We start from the raw sequence: 15,888 nt of genomic DNA, 5'->3' as shown, positions 1-15,888 counted from the left end.
AGTGCCGAAATCATTCAAGAAATGAACTCGGTTATGTTCCCCTGAATGTGATCCAGGACATAGACTTCCCGCTTGTGACGACCCCGTCGAACCCTTGGGGCGACGAACGCAAGCGACTCTCGCACCAGCTGCAGATGCGCGGTCAGCATCTCGGCCGCAGACAGGCACGACGGCTCTGCCGGCGTTTCGCGCTCGTCGGTGTGGACATCCCCCCGGTGCGACTGCAGCAGTTGGTCGCCGGTACCCGGGTGGCGGAGAAGGAGTTGACCGACGTCAACTTCGCACTGATCGCCACCCACTACTTGCAGGAGAAAAGGGCCGCCAGAACGACGTACCTGCAGCGCCGCTGCCGGCACGCCCTGATCTGCGCGGGCCTGATCCTGGTCGCGCTGAACTTTCTTTTCTGCATCGCCTATCTGTTCTTCACCCTGACCCAGCAAGCCACACCCATGTAGTTCGGCCCTCGCGACCCAGGAGGCAGTCCAGTGTCTTATGTGTCGGCGGTGCCGGAGCTGCTGGAGACGGCGGCCGCCAAGATGGCCGGCATCGGAGTGGCACTGAACGCCGCCACCGCGGCCGGTCCGGCAATTCGACTGCCGGCGGCCGGGGCGGACGAGGTGTCGGCCGCGGTAGCAGCGGTGTTCGGTGAGAATGCCCACGCCTACCGGTTGGCCAGCGTGCAGTTGTCGGCCTTCCACGATCGTTTCGTGCAGGCGTTGCGTACCGCGAGCTACGGCTACGCCGCCGCTGAGTCGACGAACGTCACCGCCCTGCTGCAGCGCGCACCGCAAGCCCTGCTCGACGCCGTCAACGCACCGACACACGCCGCGTTGGGCCGTCCGCTGATCGGCAATGGCGCCGACGGGGCGCCCGGCACCGGAGAGGCGGGCGGTGCGGGCGGCCTGTTGCTGGGCAACGGTGGCAACGGCGGGTCCGGTGGGCCCGGTCAGTTCGGCGGTCGCGGCGGAGCGGCCGGATTCATCGGCAACGGTGGCAATGGCGGTCAGGGGGGCGCCAGCACCGCGATCAACAAGATCGCGCCCCCGGGCGGTAACGGCGGGTCTGGCGGATGGCTGCTCGGTAACGGCGGCGCCGGGGGACAAGGCGGGCTGGGCGGACCGAATATGACCGGCGGCTGGGGCGGTCACGGAGGAAATGCCGGGTGGTTCGGCAACGGCGGGGCCGGCGGGCCGGGCGCCTTCGGCCCGGCGGGCGGCGGTGATGGCGGCAACGGCGGCAACGGCGGCAACGGCGGCCAATACTTCGGCTGCGGCGGCGCGGGTGGCGACGGCTACGGGTCCGGCACGGCCCTGCGCGGCGGGGTCGGCGGCGACGGCGGTGACGGCGGGCAGTTCGGCAATGGTGGCCGGGGCGGTCTGGGCGGGGAAGCCTCTGTCGTCAACGGGTCGGGTGGCGCCGGCGGCAGCGGGGGCAGCGCACAACTCGTCGGCAGGGGCGGCGACGGCGGCGCCGGCGGAGGCGGTTTCGATCCCGCCCACGGTGGCGCCGGCGGCAGTGGTGGCGAATACTTCGGACGGGCCGGACGCCAAGGCGCGGACGGTCTCGGCCCCTAGTCGCGGTAGACCTACGTAGCGAGGTCGAGTAGTACTACGCAGGGACTTCCTGCCCGGACAGCCAAGCTGCTTGAATGATCACTCTGCCGGGCTTTCCCAGCCCCACTGAACTGGACGCTCGCACCCCCGCCGACCGTGATCGCGCTATCGACGTCATCCGTATCACCGCCCTGATCGGCGTCGTGATCGGCCACACCGTGATGGCGATCAGCATCATCCGCGGCGGTGTCCTGATGTGGGACAACCTGCTCACCACCTCGGTGGTGTTTCAGGCGATGACGTGGATCTTCCAGATCATGCCGCTGTTCTTCTTCGCCGGCGCCGCCGCGTGCGTGGCGTCCTGGCGGCCCGGGAGCAACTGGGGAACCTGGTTGATGAAGCGCTGTACCCGGCTGTTCCGGCCAGTGTTCTACTACTTCGCATTCTGGGCGGTCGCCTTGACCCTACTGTATCCCGTTCTCCCCCAACATGTTTACGAGCCCGTCGCCGGCGTCAGCATCCAATTGCTGTGGTTCCTGGGCGTTTACGTACTGCTATTGGCCGCGATACCGGCCCTGTCCCGGATCACCACGGCCGCCCGACTCGGCGCCGGGGTTGCCGGCGTTTACGTGTTCGTCGCGGCCGTCGACGCCGTACGACTGCACTGGTCTGCCGTGGCGCCGATCGGCTACCTCAACCTCGCGGTGTGGCTGATCCCAGGCATGTTCGGCGTCGCCTACCGCCGGCAGCTGCTCACCGGACGCTGCGCGCTGAGCATGGCGATGGCCCTGCTGGCGATCAACGTGGCGCTGCTGGCCCGGGGACCGTACGAGCTGAGCCTGGTCGGCATCGAGGGCCAGCGGCTGCCCAACATGAGCCCCCCGTCGCTGTTACTCGCTGGACATTCAATTGTGTTGAGCGCGTTGGCAATCGCTGCGGCTCCCACGATCAGCCGGTGGGCGCGGCGGCCGCGGGTGTGGTGGTTCACGGCGGTCGGCAACTCAGGGGCGATGACCCTGTACTTGTGGCACATGCCCGCACTGCTGGCCGTGCACGTGCTCTTCGACACCCTCGGGCACCCTCGCTTCCCGGGCCGGCCGGACTTTCTCGCCGTCACCGTCGAGCAACTGTTCATGATGATCGGGCTGGTGGCGGTGCTGTTCGTGGCATTGCGCCCGCTGGAGAACAATCCACTGCCCGGTTGGGATGACTGCCCCGCCATCACGTCGCCCCGGCGCAGCGGGGTGGTCGGCGCACTGCTGTGCGTGGCCGGGGCAGCACTGCTTGCCGCGGTGAAGTGGGGGCTGAAGGACGACGGACTGATCTGTGTCCTGGTGATGCTCGTCGCCCTGCTTACCGCTCGGGCGCTGGCCGCACTGCCGGCCGTCAGCCGTCTTCGGAGTCCGTCGCGGCCAGCAGCGTCTGCAGCGTCGCGCGCAGTTCTCCGAGCCGGCGCTGTCCGAGTATCTGCCGCCAGCGCCCCTCCACATCCTTTGCGGTAGAACGCATTACGCGCAGCGTCTGCCGACCGCGCGGGGTGAGTTCGATGATCCGGGTGCGGGCGTCCTCGGGGTTGTGTTCACGGGTGACGTAGCCGTGCCGCTCCAGCGCCGTGACGGCCTGGGCCACCGCCTGGCGGCTCACGCCCAGCCGGTCGGCCAGATCCGAGGCATGTAAGCCACCGGTGGCCAGCGGCACCAGCGCCACCGCTTGCGCCGGCCGGATCCCGTCCAGTCCGGCCGCCGCGAACGCACTCTTGAGCCGTGGGCCGCCGGCGGCCGCCAACCGTTGCACCAGAGCGGGGACCGTGGGCTCCCACTGGGCGTCTGCGTGACGTGGCATGACTGCAGAGTCTGCCATCGCAGCGGATTTTGACAAGTAACTTGTCATTCCTGGGTACGGCTGTCACCATGGGCTGATGGCATCTCGATGCGCCCGGGCCCGCATTGTTGTCCTGGCCGCGACCCTGGTTCTGCTGCTGGGCGGTTGTTTCGGCGGCGGGCACGCGGTGGGGTCACCGGAGCCCACCGCCATCCCGGTCGGCAAGTCCACCAGGAGCATCGAGTGGGCCGGCAACGACCGGACGTTCCACGTGTACCGGCCCCAGGGGTTGACCGGTGCCGCTCCGTTGGTGGTGATGCTGCACGGTGGTTTCGGCAGCGGCGCGCAAGCAGAAAGTGCCTATCACTGGGACACCGAAGCCGACAACGGACACTTCCTGGTCGCCTACCCCGACGGTCAGGGCCGGGCCTGGAACGCCGGTTCGTGCTGTGGAAACCCCTCGCAAACCAACCTCGACGACGTCGGGTTCATCAGCGCTGTCGTCGCCGCCATCGAACGCCAGACCACTGTCGACCTTTCCCGGGTGTATGTGACCGGAATGTCGAACGGGGCGATGATGGCGCTGCGGCTGGCGTGCGAGACGGACTTGTTCGCCGCGATCGCACCGGTGGCCGGCACCCTGGTCACGGATTGTTCGCGGGCGCGACCCACCTCGGTGCTGCAGATCCACGGCACCGCTGACGCGAGTGTCCCCTACAACGGCGGACCCGGAAAATCACTGAAGGCCGACGGCACGCCACGAGTGGACGGACCACCGGTACCTATGGTGACGGCCGCGTGGCGGACCATCGACCATTGCGGGCCGCCGACCTCGACGACGGCCGCAGGGGTGACCACCGAGACCGCGACATGCCCCGATGGCCGCACCGTCGAGTTGATCTCGATAGCCGACGCCGGACACCAGTGGCCCGGCGGTGTCCGCGGACCCATCCTGGAGCGACTGGGACTGCCGCAGCCGTCCACGGCACTGGACGCCACCGACACCATCTGGCAGTTCTTCAGCCGGCACCAGCACTGAAGGGACTCACCGGTTCTTGTTGGGCCACAACGCCATTCGGTCGATGAGCCGGTCGCGCAAGACGAAACTGTGAAAAAGCACCGCACTGACGTGAGCGGTGAACGCCAGGAACAGCAGCAGCTCGAAGATGCCGTGAGCCTGACGCAGCACCGCATAGATATCGATGTCGCGCGGTGTGATGCCGGGCAGGTGAAACGGTCCCAGCGAGGCGATCGGGTTGCGCGCGGCCGACAGCATCGCCCACCCGGTCAGCGGCTGGACGAGCAGCAACCCGTACAGCAGATATTCCGAGTACGAGGCGATACGACGTTCAGCGGCGCCCATGGTGGCAGGGAACGGCGGCAGGGTGTGGGTCCACCGGTTCACCAGGCGAATCACGGCGAAGATCAGGATGAGCACGCCCAACGGGCGGTGGATGGCCAGGAGCAGCGGGTAGTAGCTCAGCGACGCGACCATCGTCACCCCTATGAGGAGTTGAGCAATCACCATCGGCGCCATCAACCAGTGCAGAATCCGCGAAGGCAGCGCGAAACGCTTCGAGCCGCTTGTCTTCCCGGCCATTAGACACGAACCTCGCTGGGCGACTTGGGCTCTTCGGCGCGGCGAGTGAAGGACCGCGCGTACACGCCCGCCCGGGCTTTGGGAATCGGGTCGTCCGATAAGGCAATTCCGTCCGGCAGCACTGTCGGGTCGAAGTTGATATCGCGCGCGTTGCCGGGCGCCTCGGTCTGCACCGCCGTGATGGTGACGGTGCCCGCGTCGATGGTGCGGCGCGTCGCGGGCCAGGGTCTGGTGGCGTCGTGGGTGGGATCACCGGGCTCACCCACGGTGAGCAGCAGGCGCCAGCGCACCGGCCGCTGCGCCACCGTACGGATCAGTTCGTCGAACAAATAGTCCTTTCCCGGTGCCGGCGGCGTCGCGACACCGGCCCCGGCGTCGCCGATCGGAATGACCGACCACCGCACCGCGACCGTCGCGCCTGAATCGCTGGTGAAGCGAAAAGCGTTGAGCCCGTTGAAGGTACTGTCGGCGAAGCCTGCGCTGGGCGGTGACTGTTTGATGATCTTCATCGCCGTCGCGGTCTCCGGATGACGCTCGAGGAACTCGGCCATCCGCCGCGGATCCGGCTTGCCGGTATCGGGCTGCGGCTTGCCGGCCAACAGCCGCTCGTAGAAACCCTGCGGGGTGCTGTCGGTGAACACGGGAAGGTTGATCATGGCGGTGCGCCACTGCTGACCGTCGGACGTCTGCAGCAGCAGGCCCAGGCCGCGGACCGTGTCGACTTTGTCGGGCTGGTCAGGCAGGCCGCCGCCCAGCGAGAACCGGCCCAGCACTGGAACGGTGCCTGAGCGGAACACCGACGCCCGGCAGATCGCCGAACCCGCGCCGTTGCTCTCGAAAGTTCCTGTGGCACTGAGACCTTTGGCGTGGTTGCGACGAAAACCGTCGTGGCGGCCGTAAACGTTCTCGAAGCGGTCGGTGAACCGGCCCGGGGTGAGCGAGCCGGGGCTTAGCCAGCCGCCGGCGTAGGCGAACCCGCCGATGTCCACGGCGGCGAACCCGGCCACCGCCCCCATCCCCAACAGTGCTCCCCGCCGCGTCAGCGCCGGGCGCCCCCCAGAGTCGTGGTCCTCGCCGGATTCCATGCCGCCATCCCTTCCATGCCGTCCCGACACAGTGTCAGCGACCTGTGCTCACACCGCACCACGAGCAGGCATCGGAATGCGTTCATCCGGGAAATCAATCGCTGTTCAGCGCGCGGTGTTCGATCATGTCACGCAGTCCACCCGCGCCGAGCCGGGTCCGAAACGCGGGCGCCGTGTAACCGATGACCGCGGCGTCGGTGCGGGCGCGCGCCGTGGCAGACCGTGGCAGATGAAACAGCACACCGATCTCACCGAAGTAGTCCCCGGGGCCGACCACCTTGAATAATTCCTCACCGCCGTCGGCCATTTCGTGCACGATCTCGATCTCGCCTTCGCTCACCACGTAGATCAGCTCGCCCATCGTGCTCTGCTCGAACAGCACCTCGCCGGCCTTGAGCTGCACCGTTTCGGGTTCACGATCGGTTTCGGCGAAGTCGGGTGTCAGCTCGACCACACGGTCGGCCAGCGGCAGCATCCGGCTGTCGTGGGTCGCCACCACCACGACGCGGTCGCCGTCGGCCAGCTCGCGGATCAGCCGCAGCACCTCCTCGACCTGGATGAAGTCCAGGTGGGCGGTCGGTTCGTCGGCCAGGATCAACGGCGGATCCAGCGCGATCGCTCGCGCTACCGCGACGCGTTGTTGTTGGCCGCCGCTGAGGTCGCCGGGGCGGTGCTTCATCCGTTCACCGAGGTTGACGCGCTCGAGCAACTCAACGGCGCGCTTGCGCGAGGCGGCCCGCGACATGCCGGCCGCACGCATCGGCACCATCACGTTCTCCAGCGCGGTGAGGCTGGGGACCAGGTTGAACGCCTGAAAGACGATGCCGACCTTGTCGCGCCGGTACTTCGCCAGCGCCGCGCCGTCCAGCGTGGTGATGTCGAGGTCGTCGAACTTGATCGCCCCGGACTTGGGCCGCAGAATGCCGCCCAGGCAGGACAGCAGAGTCGTCTTCCCGCACCCGCTCGGCCCGAGCAGGATCACGAGCGACCCGGACGTCACGTCGAGGTTCAAGCCGTTGATCGGCCGCAGGGCGTAGCCGCCGCTGTAGTACTCGACAACCAGGTTCTGAATGCTGAGGTCGCCCACCGGTCAGGGACCTCCGAACGCGAGAGCGGGATCGATGGCCACCACACGCCTCAACCCGGCAAGGCTGGCCAGCAGGCCGATGACGATGGCGACCACCGGTAGTAGCACGTAGGCGAGGGTCGGCACCGCGACGACCATCGGGAACAACGGCGCCAACAGCTTGGACAGGATAACGCCTACCACCGCGGCCAGCAGCGACACGATCAGCGCCTGCAGCGCCAGCCCCGCCAGGATCGAGTGCGTCGGCGTGCCGATCGCCTTGAACACCGCGAAGTCCCGCACCCGCTCCAGCGCGGACAGGTACACCACCGAGCCGACGATCAACACCGCGACGATCCACAGCAGGATGGCCACGATCGTGATCGAGTTGACCGCCACCTTCAGCGGCCGGATCAGGTCCTTGACGGCGCCGTCGCGGTCGAAGGTGCGGTAGCCCACCGGGAGGGCACGCGGGGTGCCGTCGATGCCGATCGACGTGACCATCGGTTGTCCGTTGTAGGCGACCTGCTGCAGACCCTGGGTGGTCAGGAAGATGTTGGGGATCTTCGCCAGTGCCGTCGAGTTCGGCACGATGCCCACGATCTTCAAAGTGTGCGCACCAACCTGGATGGTGTCGCCCAGGTGGCGGCCGAGGGTGCTCGACGCGGCGACCTCGTCCGGCCGCGATGGTGCCCGGCCCTCCGACACCTGCGGCATCCCCGGGCCGTGTTCTGGCGCACCGAAGGCGGTGACGTTGCGCGTCGACGCGCCCTCTTTCATGATCGTGCCGACGCAGCCCAGTGGTGCCGCCGCCGAAACGCCGGCTTCGCTGCGCACCCGGGCCAGGTCGACGTCGGGAAACGGTGTCGAGCCCAGGAATGGTCCGGCCGAGCCGTCCTTGACCACGAAAGCGTCGACGCCCAGCGAATCGACGGTGTTGCGCGCCTCGACGGTGAAGCCATTAGCGAGCCCGCTCATCACCAGTGTCATCCCGAAGATGAGTCCGGTGCTGACGATGGCGATGACGAGGCGCCGTTTTCGCCATTGCATATCGCGCAGGGCAGCAAAGAGCATCCCCAGACGCTACCAACGCACACAAGCCCCGGGACCGGTGTTCGCGGGAAAGATGCGGGCGCCGCTCGGACGGTGTCAGTACGTCCGACGCCGGATTTGGACGGCCTCTTCGCGGCTGGTGTCCGGGTTGTTCCCACGTGACCTAGAATTGTTATCTGTGAACTGCCGTTGCGCTGCATTTGCCGGCGTGTGATCCGGCGGTGTTCGGCGGGTTGAAGCAACAGCCCCGGTTTTGCGTGGTTGTCTGAAAACTAGCGTTTTCCCGCAAGGATGGATTTGAGAAACAGCATGGTCGATCAACCCGGCGATTCAGTGAATCGAGCCCCATTCGAGGTCGAGCAGTACGAGACAGACGGCACCGCGGTGCTCGCTGTCTCCGGCGAAGTGGACATGCTCAGCGCCCCGCAGCTGGCCGAGGCGATACACACGGCGCTGGGCGCCAAGCCCGCGGCACTGGTCGTCGACCTCACCAAGGTCGAGTTCTTGGCCTCCGCAGGACTCAGTGTGCTGGTGAACGGCCAGGCGGAAGTGGCTCCGCCGACCCGCTTCGCGGTGGTGGCGGACGGCCCGGCCACCAGCCGCCCGATCAAGCTGATGGGCATCGACAGCCTGCTGTCGCTGCACCGCACCCTGGATAACGCGCTGAGCTGGATCGCCGGTGCCTGAGTCTGGCTGTCCCGTGGAGGGCCGGACACGCTGACTGCCGGCCCTCTCATGACGCCTCTCGACGATCGGTCCCGGTTTGTCCGGATGCGGGTGGCCGCCGATGCGCTCAGTGCGAATCGGATCCGCGTCGAGTTTCGTAATTGGCTGGATCGGCACTTCACGCTGGGCGCCGAGCGGTTCAGCGACCTGGTGCTGGCGGTCAGCGAAGCCCTGGCAAACGCCGCCGAATTCGCCTACAGCGACACCGGCGACAATGCCGGCGGCCAGCGGACGATGGACGTCAACGCGGCATACGACGCCAATTCGGACACCCTGGCGGTCACCGTCAAGGATCGGGGCAGGTGGCGTCAACGCACGGGTACCAGGGACAACACCCGCGGCCGCGGCATCCCGCTGATGCGCGTGCTCGCCGACGAAGCCGATATTCGCGGGACCTCGCACGGTACCCAGGTCACGCTGAAGTGGACGCGGTTGACCGCCTCGGCTCAATGACCTTCCAGAGTTGCCCCGCACTCATTGACTGAGCCGGGTGGACCGACATACGGTCTCTACATACGCTACGCGTCGTAGCGTAATAATGACCGGTCTTCGGTTTCCCGCCGTGGAGGCACTCATGTTCGACCTGAAAATCATCGGTGGCAGCGTGGTGGACGGCACGGGTGCGGATCGCTATCTCGCCGACATCGGGATCAAGGACTGCAAAATCGTCGACGTGGTCCGCCGCGACGCCGCCACCCCGGAGCTCGCGGGTGACGCCGCTGAAACCATCGACGCGACGGGGCACGTGGTGGCGCCGGGCTTCGTCGACATCCACACCCACTACGACGGGCAGGTCAGCTGGGACAGCCTGCTGGAACCGTCGAGCGGGCATGGCGTCACGACGGTGGTCACCGGCAACTGCGGGGTCGGCTTCGCGCCCGTCCGGCCCGGCACCGAGGACTGGCTGATCAAGCTGATGGAAGGCGTCGAAGACATCCCCGGCACGGCGCTCACCGAGGGCATCACCTGGGGCTGGGAAACCTATCCCGAATACCTCGACGCGATCGGCACGAAGCGGTTCGCCATCGACGTGGGAAGCCAGGTCGCCCACGGCGCCATCCGTGCCTATGCGATGGGCGAGCGGGGCGCCCGCAACGAGCCGGCCTCAACCGACGACATCACGGCCATGGGCAGGCTGGTCACCGAGGCGGTGGAAGCCGGCGCGCTCGGGTTCTCGACGTCTCGCACCCTGGCGCATGTGGCGATGGACGGCGAACCGGTGCCCGGCACCTTCGCCGCCGAGGAGGAGCTGTTCGGGTTGGGCCGGGCCATGGCAGCCGGGGGTCACGCGGTGTTCGAGCTGGCGCCCCAGGGGGCGGCGGGTGAGGACATCGTCGGTCCCAAGAAGGAATTGGAATGGATGCGTCGGTTGAGTCGTGAGATCGACCGGCCGGTGTCCTTCGCCCTGATCCAGGTCGACGCCGACCCGAATCTGTGGCGCGAGCAGTTGGACGTCTCGGCTGCCGCGCACGCCGAAGGCAGCCGGTTGCACCCGCAGATCGCGGCGCGTCCGTTCGGCATGATGATCGGATTCCAGGGCCATCACGGCTTCACCCACCGGCCCACCTACCGGCGGCTCAAGGCCGAGTGCAGTCGCGAAGAGCTGGCCCAGCTCCTAGCCGATCCCGCGGTGAAGGCCGCGATCCTGTCCGAGGACGATCTGCCCATCGAGCCGGGCGTGTTGTTCGACGGCATGTTCGCGATGGTGCAGCACTCGCTGGGGCGGTTGTATGCGCTGGGCAACCCACCGGACTATGAGCCCACCCCCGATCACAGCGTTGCCGCGATCGCCAAGGCGCGCGGTGAGGACCCGTTGTCCACCCTGTACGACCTGATGCTCGAGGGCGACGCCACCTCGATGCTGATGTTGCCGTTGTTCAACTACGCCGACGGCAATCACGACGCGATACGCGAGATGATGCTGCACCCCGCCGGTGTGCTGGGTCTCTCCGACGGTGGCGCACACTGCGGAATGATCTGCGACGCTTCCTATCCCACTTTCCTGTTGACGCACTGGGCCCGGGATCGCCGTCGTGGTGCGAAGCTGTCGCTGGAGTACGTGATCCGCAAGCAGTCCCGCGACACTGCGTACCTGTTCGGCCTGACCGATCGCGGCACCATCGAGCCGGGCAAGAAGGCCGACCTCAACGTCATCGACCTGACCGCGCTGACCCTGCACCCGGCGGCGATGGCCTACGACCTGCCCGCCGGTGGACGCCGAATTCTGCAGGGCGCCAGCGGGTATGCGGCCACGATCGTCAGTGGCACCGTGACCCGACGCAAGGACGTGGACACCGGCGCCCGTCCCGGCCGCCTGGTGCGCGGGGCGCGTTAAGCTGCCCCGGTGAAGACACGCCCGGTCAACACCGTTGACTCGAAGGCCCGCCCCCGCGATGAGGACGCGATCGGCACCCCGCCCGCCTCCCCGACGCTGGTGCCGGCCGAGCGCTACTACTCTCCGGCATTCGCCGCGCTCGAGGTGGAGCGTATGTGGCCCAAGGTGTGGCAGGTCGCCTGCATGGTCGACCACGTGTCCGAGACGGGCGACTACTTCGAATACCGTTGTAGCCCATACGGAATCCTGATCGTCCGTGGGGACGACGGGACGCTGCGTGCGTTCCAGAACGCCTGCCGTCACCGCGGCAATTCGCTGTGCGCGGGCTCGGGTTCGGGTCTGCGGGAACTGAAGTGCGGCTACCACGGCTGGACCTGGGATATGGCCGGCACGCTCAAACGGGTGCCCGACCGCAAGGGGTTCGGCTCGCTGCGGATGTCCGATTTCCCGTTGGTGCCGGTTCGCGTCGAGACCTTCGAGGGCATGGTGTTCGTCAACCTCGACCTCGATTCGATGCCGCTCGCAGAATACTTGGATGAGATCCCGTCGGACATCGCCTGGTGCCGTATCGGCGATTTCCGTTGCTATGCGACGCTCACCGTCGAGGTCGAGGCCAATTGGAAGACCATCGCCGACGGGTACAGCGAGACCTACCATGTTCAAACGCTCCATCCAGAGCTGTTGCGGTGTGTCGACGATGTCCATGCCCCGCAGCAGATCTGGCGGCACGCGGGCAAGTCGGATCAACCCTACGGTGTACAGAGTCCTCGCTTTGACGGCGCGCTGAGTGACGAAGAAGTATGGAATGCTTACGTTTACACGCAGGGAGCGCTGATGGGGGCTCCTGAGGGCACACCTTTCCCCGCCGACGAGCGGCAGCCGGGGCAGTCGGTCGCCGACCTGATCGCGGCGCGGACCCGGTCCTTCGCCGCCGGGCGGGGGGTCGATCTGGACTGGGCCGATACCGACCGCGTCACCCGGCTACACCAATACAACGTGTTCCCCAACATGACATTTCTGGTCAACGCCGACCACCTGACCATCATGACGTCGCGCCCCGGACCCGATCCCGATCACGGTGAGCTGACCATGTTTCTGATGACACGGATGCCACCGGGCGCGGGACACAACAAGCCGACCGATGTCGGGGTGTCGGCCGGGGAAGCCGAACCCGGAATCGTGCTCACCCAGGACATCCGGGTACTTCCGGGCTTGCAACGCGGCCTGCATCAACCCGGTTTCACCCACTTGGTGCTATCCAGCGAAGAGCGGCGGGTGATCAACATGCACCGGAATCTCGAACGCTATCTCGACCTGCCCGAATCCCAGCGGATGACCGGCGGCGACACCGGTCGCCACCGATGACGGCCGCCGGAGTGCTGAAGTTCGCCGGCCGCAGTGACATCGGCCGGATACGCGCGACCAACCAGGACCGGTGGGGCGCCGATCCGGAGCAGTCGCTGTTCGTCGTTGCCGATGGTGTCGCGTGCAGCACCGACGGGGCGCTGGCCGCCGCTCTGGTGGTCGAATTGCTGCCGACGTATGTAAGCCGGCATCTCACACCCGACCGCCTCGACGATGAGGGCGCGGCTGATCTGGTGGGGCGCGCCCTCGTCGAATACTGCGACGATTTCCGCGCATTCGCGGCCACCGATGACCGTGCCGCCGGCGCCAACACCACGGTGGTGGCGGTCGTGGTGGCAGGCGCCCGGGCGCTAGTCGCCCATCTCGGTGACAGCCGTGCCTACCTGTTCCACGAACACCGACTGCGGCAACTGACGCGCGACCACAGTGTGATTCAGGATCTGATCGACGCGGGTGAGGTCTCCGTGGAGGAGGCCGAGCGCCATCCGGCACGGGCGATACTGACCCGGCATGTGGCGATGTTCCCGCGCGCCGTACCCGATGCGTCGGTAGTGGAACTGTCGCCCGGCGACCGGATTCTGCTGTCCAGCGATGGGTTGCACGGCGTGGTGGATGACGCGTCCCTGGCCCACATACTGGATTCCCATCCGGAACCGGCGGATGCGTGCGAAGCTTTGATCGATGCCGCCCTGCACGCGGGCGGCCCCGACAATGTCACCGGCATCGTCATCGATATCAGCGAGACACCCGAAGAGTCGGGCCATGCCTGAGCGGTTCACCGAGTCGGCCGATGTGGTGGTGGTCGGTTTCGGCGCCGCGGGAACCTGCGCTGCCATCGCCGCCCGCGAGAACGGAGCCGACGTGCTTGCGCTGGACCGCGCCAACGGCGGCGGATCCACCGCAGTCTCGGGCGGCATCATCTACGCCGGCGGCGGTACCTGGGTTCAGCGGCAGGCAGGGGTGAGCGACAGCTACGAGCAGATGCTGACGTACCTTCGCCTCGAAGTCGGCGACGCCGTCAGCGCCCGGACGCTGGAATCGTTCGTGGCAGGCAGTCCCGAAATGATCGAGTGGCTCACCAGATACGGCGTTCCGTTCGATTCGACACTGTGCCCGTACAAGACGTCCTACCCGAACAACCACTACTACCTGTATCACTCCGGCAGTGAGAACGCCGGCGCGTTCCGCGCACACACGCCGCCCGTGCAACGCGGACACCACGTCAAGGGTAAAGGTACCTCGGGCAAGAAGATGTATCGGCCGCTGGCGGAATCGGCTGCCGCACTTGGGGTCAGGTTCCAACCGCATACTCAGGTCAGCGCCTTGGTCCAGGACTCCGCCGGACGGGTGATCGGGGTGGAGGCGACGACGATGCGCGACGCGCCGCCTCGAGTGCAGCGGTGGTATGCGCGGCTGGCCGCCATGTCGGCCAAGCCGGGCATCTACTATCCGCCCCTGCGCACCCTGCTGGAGGGAAACCTCCGGAAACTCGAGCGCCGCTATGCCCGACCGGTGCGGATCGAGGCGCGGCGCGGGGTGATCGTCTGTGCCGGCGGCTTCATGGCTAACACCGAATGGGTCCGGCGCTTCGCGCCGCAGTACACCGGCGGGCTCCAGCTGGGCACCAGCGGCGACGACGGCAGCGGCATCGCGATGGCGCTGAGCGTGGGCGCGGTGACCGAGCGCATGGACAACGTCTCGGCGTGGCGATTCATCACGCCGCCAAGCGCATTCATCGGCGCGATCATCATCGGCCAACAGGGACATCGCATCATCGACGAGAGTCGTTACGGCGCGGCCGTCGGGTATGAGATGGTGCGGCACCACCATGGCACGGGCTGGATCCTCGTCGATGCCGCGTTGCTGAAAGAGGCGCGCAGGCAGATGATCAGGCAGCCGTTGTGGTTTCAGCGCGCGCAGTCCGCGGCGCTGATGTTGCTCGACTCGGTCAAGGGTGGGTCACTGCGGGAGGTGGCACAACGCGCGGGTATCGACCCGGACGGATTGGTCGCCACCGTCGAAGCGCACAACAATGCGATCGACACCGGTGCCGCGGACCCGGCCGGCAAACCGCCGGACTTTGTGCGCCGGATCAGCGAGCCGCCGTTCACCTTGCTGAACATCTCGATTCGGCAGAACCTGTTCAACCCCACGCCGATGCTGACTTTGGGCGGCATCCGGGTGGACGAAAACACCGGAGCGGTGCTCGACGGCACCGGCGCGGCGATACCAGGGCTGTACAGCGCGGGACGAACGGCGACGGGAATCTGCTCCAACTCCTACGTCAGCGGACTCTCGCTGGCCGACTGCGTGTACGCCGGTCGCCGCGCCGGCATCCACGCGGCCGCCGATCACGACCGCTGAATCACCAAATCGATGCTGGCAGTGACCAAGTCGGGTTGGTGGACCTGGATGAAGTGGTCACTGCCGGTCGCGGAGATCCGGGGCGTTTGCGGGCGCAGGGCGACCAGATCAGTGGTGGCGTCGCGCCAGGCCTGTTCCAGGGTCTCGCCCTTGTCGGCGGGGAGGTCAGGCGGAATGAGGAATGGTTCGGTCCGCGTCAGCACGACCGCCGGAACCGGCGGCAATGCCGGCGCTGCGGCGACCTGCGCCACACTGCGGTCGATGTCGACGATCTCGAAGGACGGGGAATCCGCAAACTGCGGCGGCGGCCCGTCCAGAGCCCGTCGATAGGCCGGCCAGTCGGATCCCAACAACTCCGGAATCTCGGCGGCAAACGCGTCCACGAAAACCAGACCGCGCACCTGCGCCGGGTAGGTCTGCGCGTACAACCGGATGAACAACCCGCCCAGCGAATGCCCGACCAGCACGTACGGCCCCGGCAGACGCGCGGCCTCGAGCAACGCGTGCAGGTCAACGACGACGTCGCCCGCGGTGCGCGGCATCGTGACCGCAGAGCTGCGCTCGGAGACAGTGGGCGGGTCGGAACTGCGCAACGTGCCTGGCCGGTCGTAGGCGCACACCCTGCGTTCGCCCGCGATTGCGGGCAAGACGGCGGGTCCCTTCGCGGGGGCGGCGGCATCGGACTGGCTCCACGGGTCGGAAGAATTGTGGTAGCCGGATTCCAGAATGACGGTCGGGGTACCCCGGCCGCGACAGTGCAAATAAAGGTGTCGCCCGTTGCCGATGTCCACCGGCCCGGTGAACTCGCCGCTGGAGCCGGCGACCGGAGCCGGCCGACTGCCAGGGGGTATTGCGCCGCAGCCCGCCAGCGCCGAGGCTGCAATGGACGTCAACAGGATGAGCTTCCGCAACGCCCGCAT

Annotated in this window: 14 protein-coding genes and 2 pseudogenes; 10 read left to right on the top strand and 6 right to left on the bottom strand. The window is 67.2% G+C overall.

Annotated features, from left to right (window positions below):
* The first annotated feature begins 74 nt into the window (after window positions 1-74).
* The 3 genes and pseudogenes from ACX9NE_RS01640 to ACX9NE_RS01630 form a co-directional block, all read left to right on the top strand.
* Entirely contained in the window at window positions 75-455 is a 381-nt protein-coding gene (locus ACX9NE_RS01640) for a hypothetical protein (protein ID WP_459363016.1), read from the top strand.
* A gap of 30 nt (window positions 456-485) precedes the next feature.
* Window positions 486-1,562 (top strand): annotated as a pseudogene (locus ACX9NE_RS01635) (PE family protein); the annotation flags it as partial.
* A gap of 86 nt (window positions 1,563-1,648) precedes the next feature.
* Window positions 1,649-2,980 (top strand): annotated as a pseudogene (locus ACX9NE_RS01630) (acyltransferase family protein); the annotation flags it as partial.
* Here ACX9NE_RS01630 and ACX9NE_RS01625 read toward each other — a convergent pair.
* On the bottom strand, window positions 2,940-3,395 hold the full coding sequence (locus ACX9NE_RS01625; protein WP_459363015.1) for a MarR family winged helix-turn-helix transcriptional regulator: 456 nt from the start codon (window positions 3,393-3,395) through the stop codon (window positions 2,940-2,942). The pseudogene ACX9NE_RS01630 and the gene ACX9NE_RS01625 overlap by 41 nt on opposite strands.
* 76 nt (window positions 3,396-3,471) lie before the next feature.
* Here ACX9NE_RS01625 and ACX9NE_RS01620 point away from each other — a divergent pair, with 76 nt between their 5' ends.
* Window positions 3,472-4,413, top strand: a complete 942-nt coding sequence (locus ACX9NE_RS01620) for an extracellular catalytic domain type 1 short-chain-length polyhydroxyalkanoate depolymerase (RefSeq protein WP_459363014.1) — start codon at window positions 3,472-3,474, stop codon at window positions 4,411-4,413.
* 6 nt (window positions 4,414-4,419) lie between these two features.
* Here the strand turns inward: ACX9NE_RS01620 and ACX9NE_RS01615 are convergent, their stop codons facing one another.
* The 4 genes from ACX9NE_RS01615 to ACX9NE_RS01600 form a co-directional block, all read right to left on the bottom strand.
* Window positions 4,420-4,974, bottom strand: coding sequence for a cytochrome b (locus ACX9NE_RS01615; protein ID WP_459363013.1), 555 nt, complete (start codon window positions 4,972-4,974; stop codon window positions 4,420-4,422).
* Window positions 4,974-6,059, bottom strand: coding sequence for a catalase family peroxidase (locus ACX9NE_RS01610; protein ID WP_459363012.1), 1,086 nt, complete (start codon window positions 6,057-6,059; stop codon window positions 4,974-4,976). Before ACX9NE_RS01610 ends, ACX9NE_RS01615 begins: the two co-directional genes overlap by 1 nt.
* A gap of 94 nt (window positions 6,060-6,153) precedes the next feature.
* A complete protein-coding gene (locus tag ACX9NE_RS01605) occupies window positions 6,154-7,146 on the bottom strand; it encodes an ABC transporter ATP-binding protein (RefSeq protein WP_459363011.1) in 993 nt (330 codons plus the stop codon).
* 3 nt (window positions 7,147-7,149) lie between these two features.
* On the bottom strand, window positions 7,150-8,199 hold the full coding sequence (locus ACX9NE_RS01600) for an ABC transporter permease (protein WP_459363010.1): 1,050 nt from the start codon (window positions 8,197-8,199) through the stop codon (window positions 7,150-7,152).
* Window positions 8,200-8,487: 288 nt separating this feature from the next.
* Between ACX9NE_RS01600 and ACX9NE_RS01595 the strand changes: the two genes are divergently transcribed.
* The 6 genes from ACX9NE_RS01595 to ACX9NE_RS01570 all read left to right on the top strand — a co-directional run bounded on the left by ACX9NE_RS01595 (window position 8,488) and on the right by ACX9NE_RS01570 (window position 14,968).
* Entirely contained in the window at window positions 8,488-8,865 is a 378-nt protein-coding gene (locus tag ACX9NE_RS01595) for an STAS domain-containing protein (RefSeq protein ID WP_459363076.1), read from the top strand.
* Window positions 8,866-8,913: 48 nt separating this feature from the next.
* Entirely contained in the window at window positions 8,914-9,357 is a 444-nt protein-coding gene (locus ACX9NE_RS01590; RefSeq protein WP_459363009.1) for an ATP-binding protein, read from the top strand.
* A gap of 121 nt (window positions 9,358-9,478) precedes the next feature.
* On the top strand, window positions 9,479-11,239 hold the full coding sequence (locus ACX9NE_RS01585; RefSeq protein WP_459363008.1) for an N-acyl-D-amino-acid deacylase family protein: 1,761 nt from the start codon (window positions 9,479-9,481) through the stop codon (window positions 11,237-11,239).
* Window positions 11,240-11,248: 9 nt separating this feature from the next.
* Complete coding sequence (locus tag ACX9NE_RS01580; protein ID WP_459363007.1) at window positions 11,249-12,604, top strand: aromatic ring-hydroxylating oxygenase subunit alpha; 1,356 nt, start codon at window positions 11,249-11,251, stop codon at window positions 12,602-12,604.
* Window positions 12,601-13,374: a PP2C family protein-serine/threonine phosphatase gene (locus tag ACX9NE_RS01575; RefSeq protein WP_459363006.1), complete on the top strand. Its 774-nt coding sequence runs from the start codon at window positions 12,601-12,603 to the stop codon at window positions 13,372-13,374. Before ACX9NE_RS01580 ends, ACX9NE_RS01575 begins: the two co-directional genes overlap by 4 nt.
* The gene (locus ACX9NE_RS01570; RefSeq protein WP_459363005.1) at window positions 13,367-14,968 is read left to right on the top strand and encodes an FAD-binding protein; all 1,602 of its coding nucleotides are present in this window, start codon (window positions 13,367-13,369) and stop codon (window positions 14,966-14,968) included. The genes ACX9NE_RS01575 and ACX9NE_RS01570 overlap by 8 nt, the downstream gene beginning before the upstream one ends.
* Here the strand turns inward: ACX9NE_RS01570 and ACX9NE_RS01565 are convergent.
* Entirely contained in the window at window positions 14,956-15,888 is a 933-nt protein-coding gene (locus ACX9NE_RS01565) for an alpha/beta fold hydrolase (protein WP_459363004.1), read from the bottom strand. The two genes, ACX9NE_RS01570 and ACX9NE_RS01565, sit on opposite strands and share 13 nt — an antisense overlap.

This window comes from Mycobacterium sp. ML4 (genome assembly GCF_054515735.1).
The sequence above is the reverse complement of the archived record's forward strand: the minus strand, read 5'-3'. Positions and strand labels throughout refer to the sequence as shown.

Coding starts and splice junctions, on each gene's coding strand:
- ACX9NE_RS01625 (WP_459363015.1), bottom strand. CDS start 3,395: ATGCCACGTCACGCAGACGCCCAGTGGGAGCCCACGGTCCCCGCTCTG.
- ACX9NE_RS01620 (WP_459363014.1), top strand. CDS start 3,472: ATGGCATCTCGATGCGCCCGGGCCCGCATTGTTGTCCTGGCCGCGACC.
- ACX9NE_RS01615 (WP_459363013.1), bottom strand. CDS start 4,974: ATGGCCGGGAAGACAAGCGGCTCGAAGCGTTTCGCGCTGCCTTCGCGG.
- ACX9NE_RS01610 (WP_459363012.1), bottom strand. CDS start 6,059: ATGGAATCCGGCGAGGACCACGACTCTGGGGGGCGCCCGGCGCTGACG.
- ACX9NE_RS01600 (WP_459363010.1), bottom strand. CDS start 8,199: ATGCTCTTTGCTGCCCTGCGCGATATGCAATGGCGAAAACGGCGCCTC.
- ACX9NE_RS01595 (WP_459363076.1), top strand. CDS start 8,488: ATGGTCGATCAACCCGGCGATTCAGTGAATCGAGCCCCATTCGAGGTC.
- ACX9NE_RS01590 (WP_459363009.1), top strand. CDS start 8,914: ATGACGCCTCTCGACGATCGGTCCCGGTTTGTCCGGATGCGGGTGGCC.
- ACX9NE_RS01585 (WP_459363008.1), top strand. CDS start 9,479: ATGTTCGACCTGAAAATCATCGGTGGCAGCGTGGTGGACGGCACGGGT.
- ACX9NE_RS01575 (WP_459363006.1), top strand. CDS start 12,601: ATGACGGCCGCCGGAGTGCTGAAGTTCGCCGGCCGCAGTGACATCGGC.
- ACX9NE_RS01570 (WP_459363005.1), top strand. CDS start 13,367: ATGCCTGAGCGGTTCACCGAGTCGGCCGATGTGGTGGTGGTCGGTTTC.
- ACX9NE_RS01565 (WP_459363004.1), bottom strand. CDS start 15,888: ATGCGGGCGTTGCGGAAGCTCATCCTGTTGACGTCCATTGCAGCCTCG.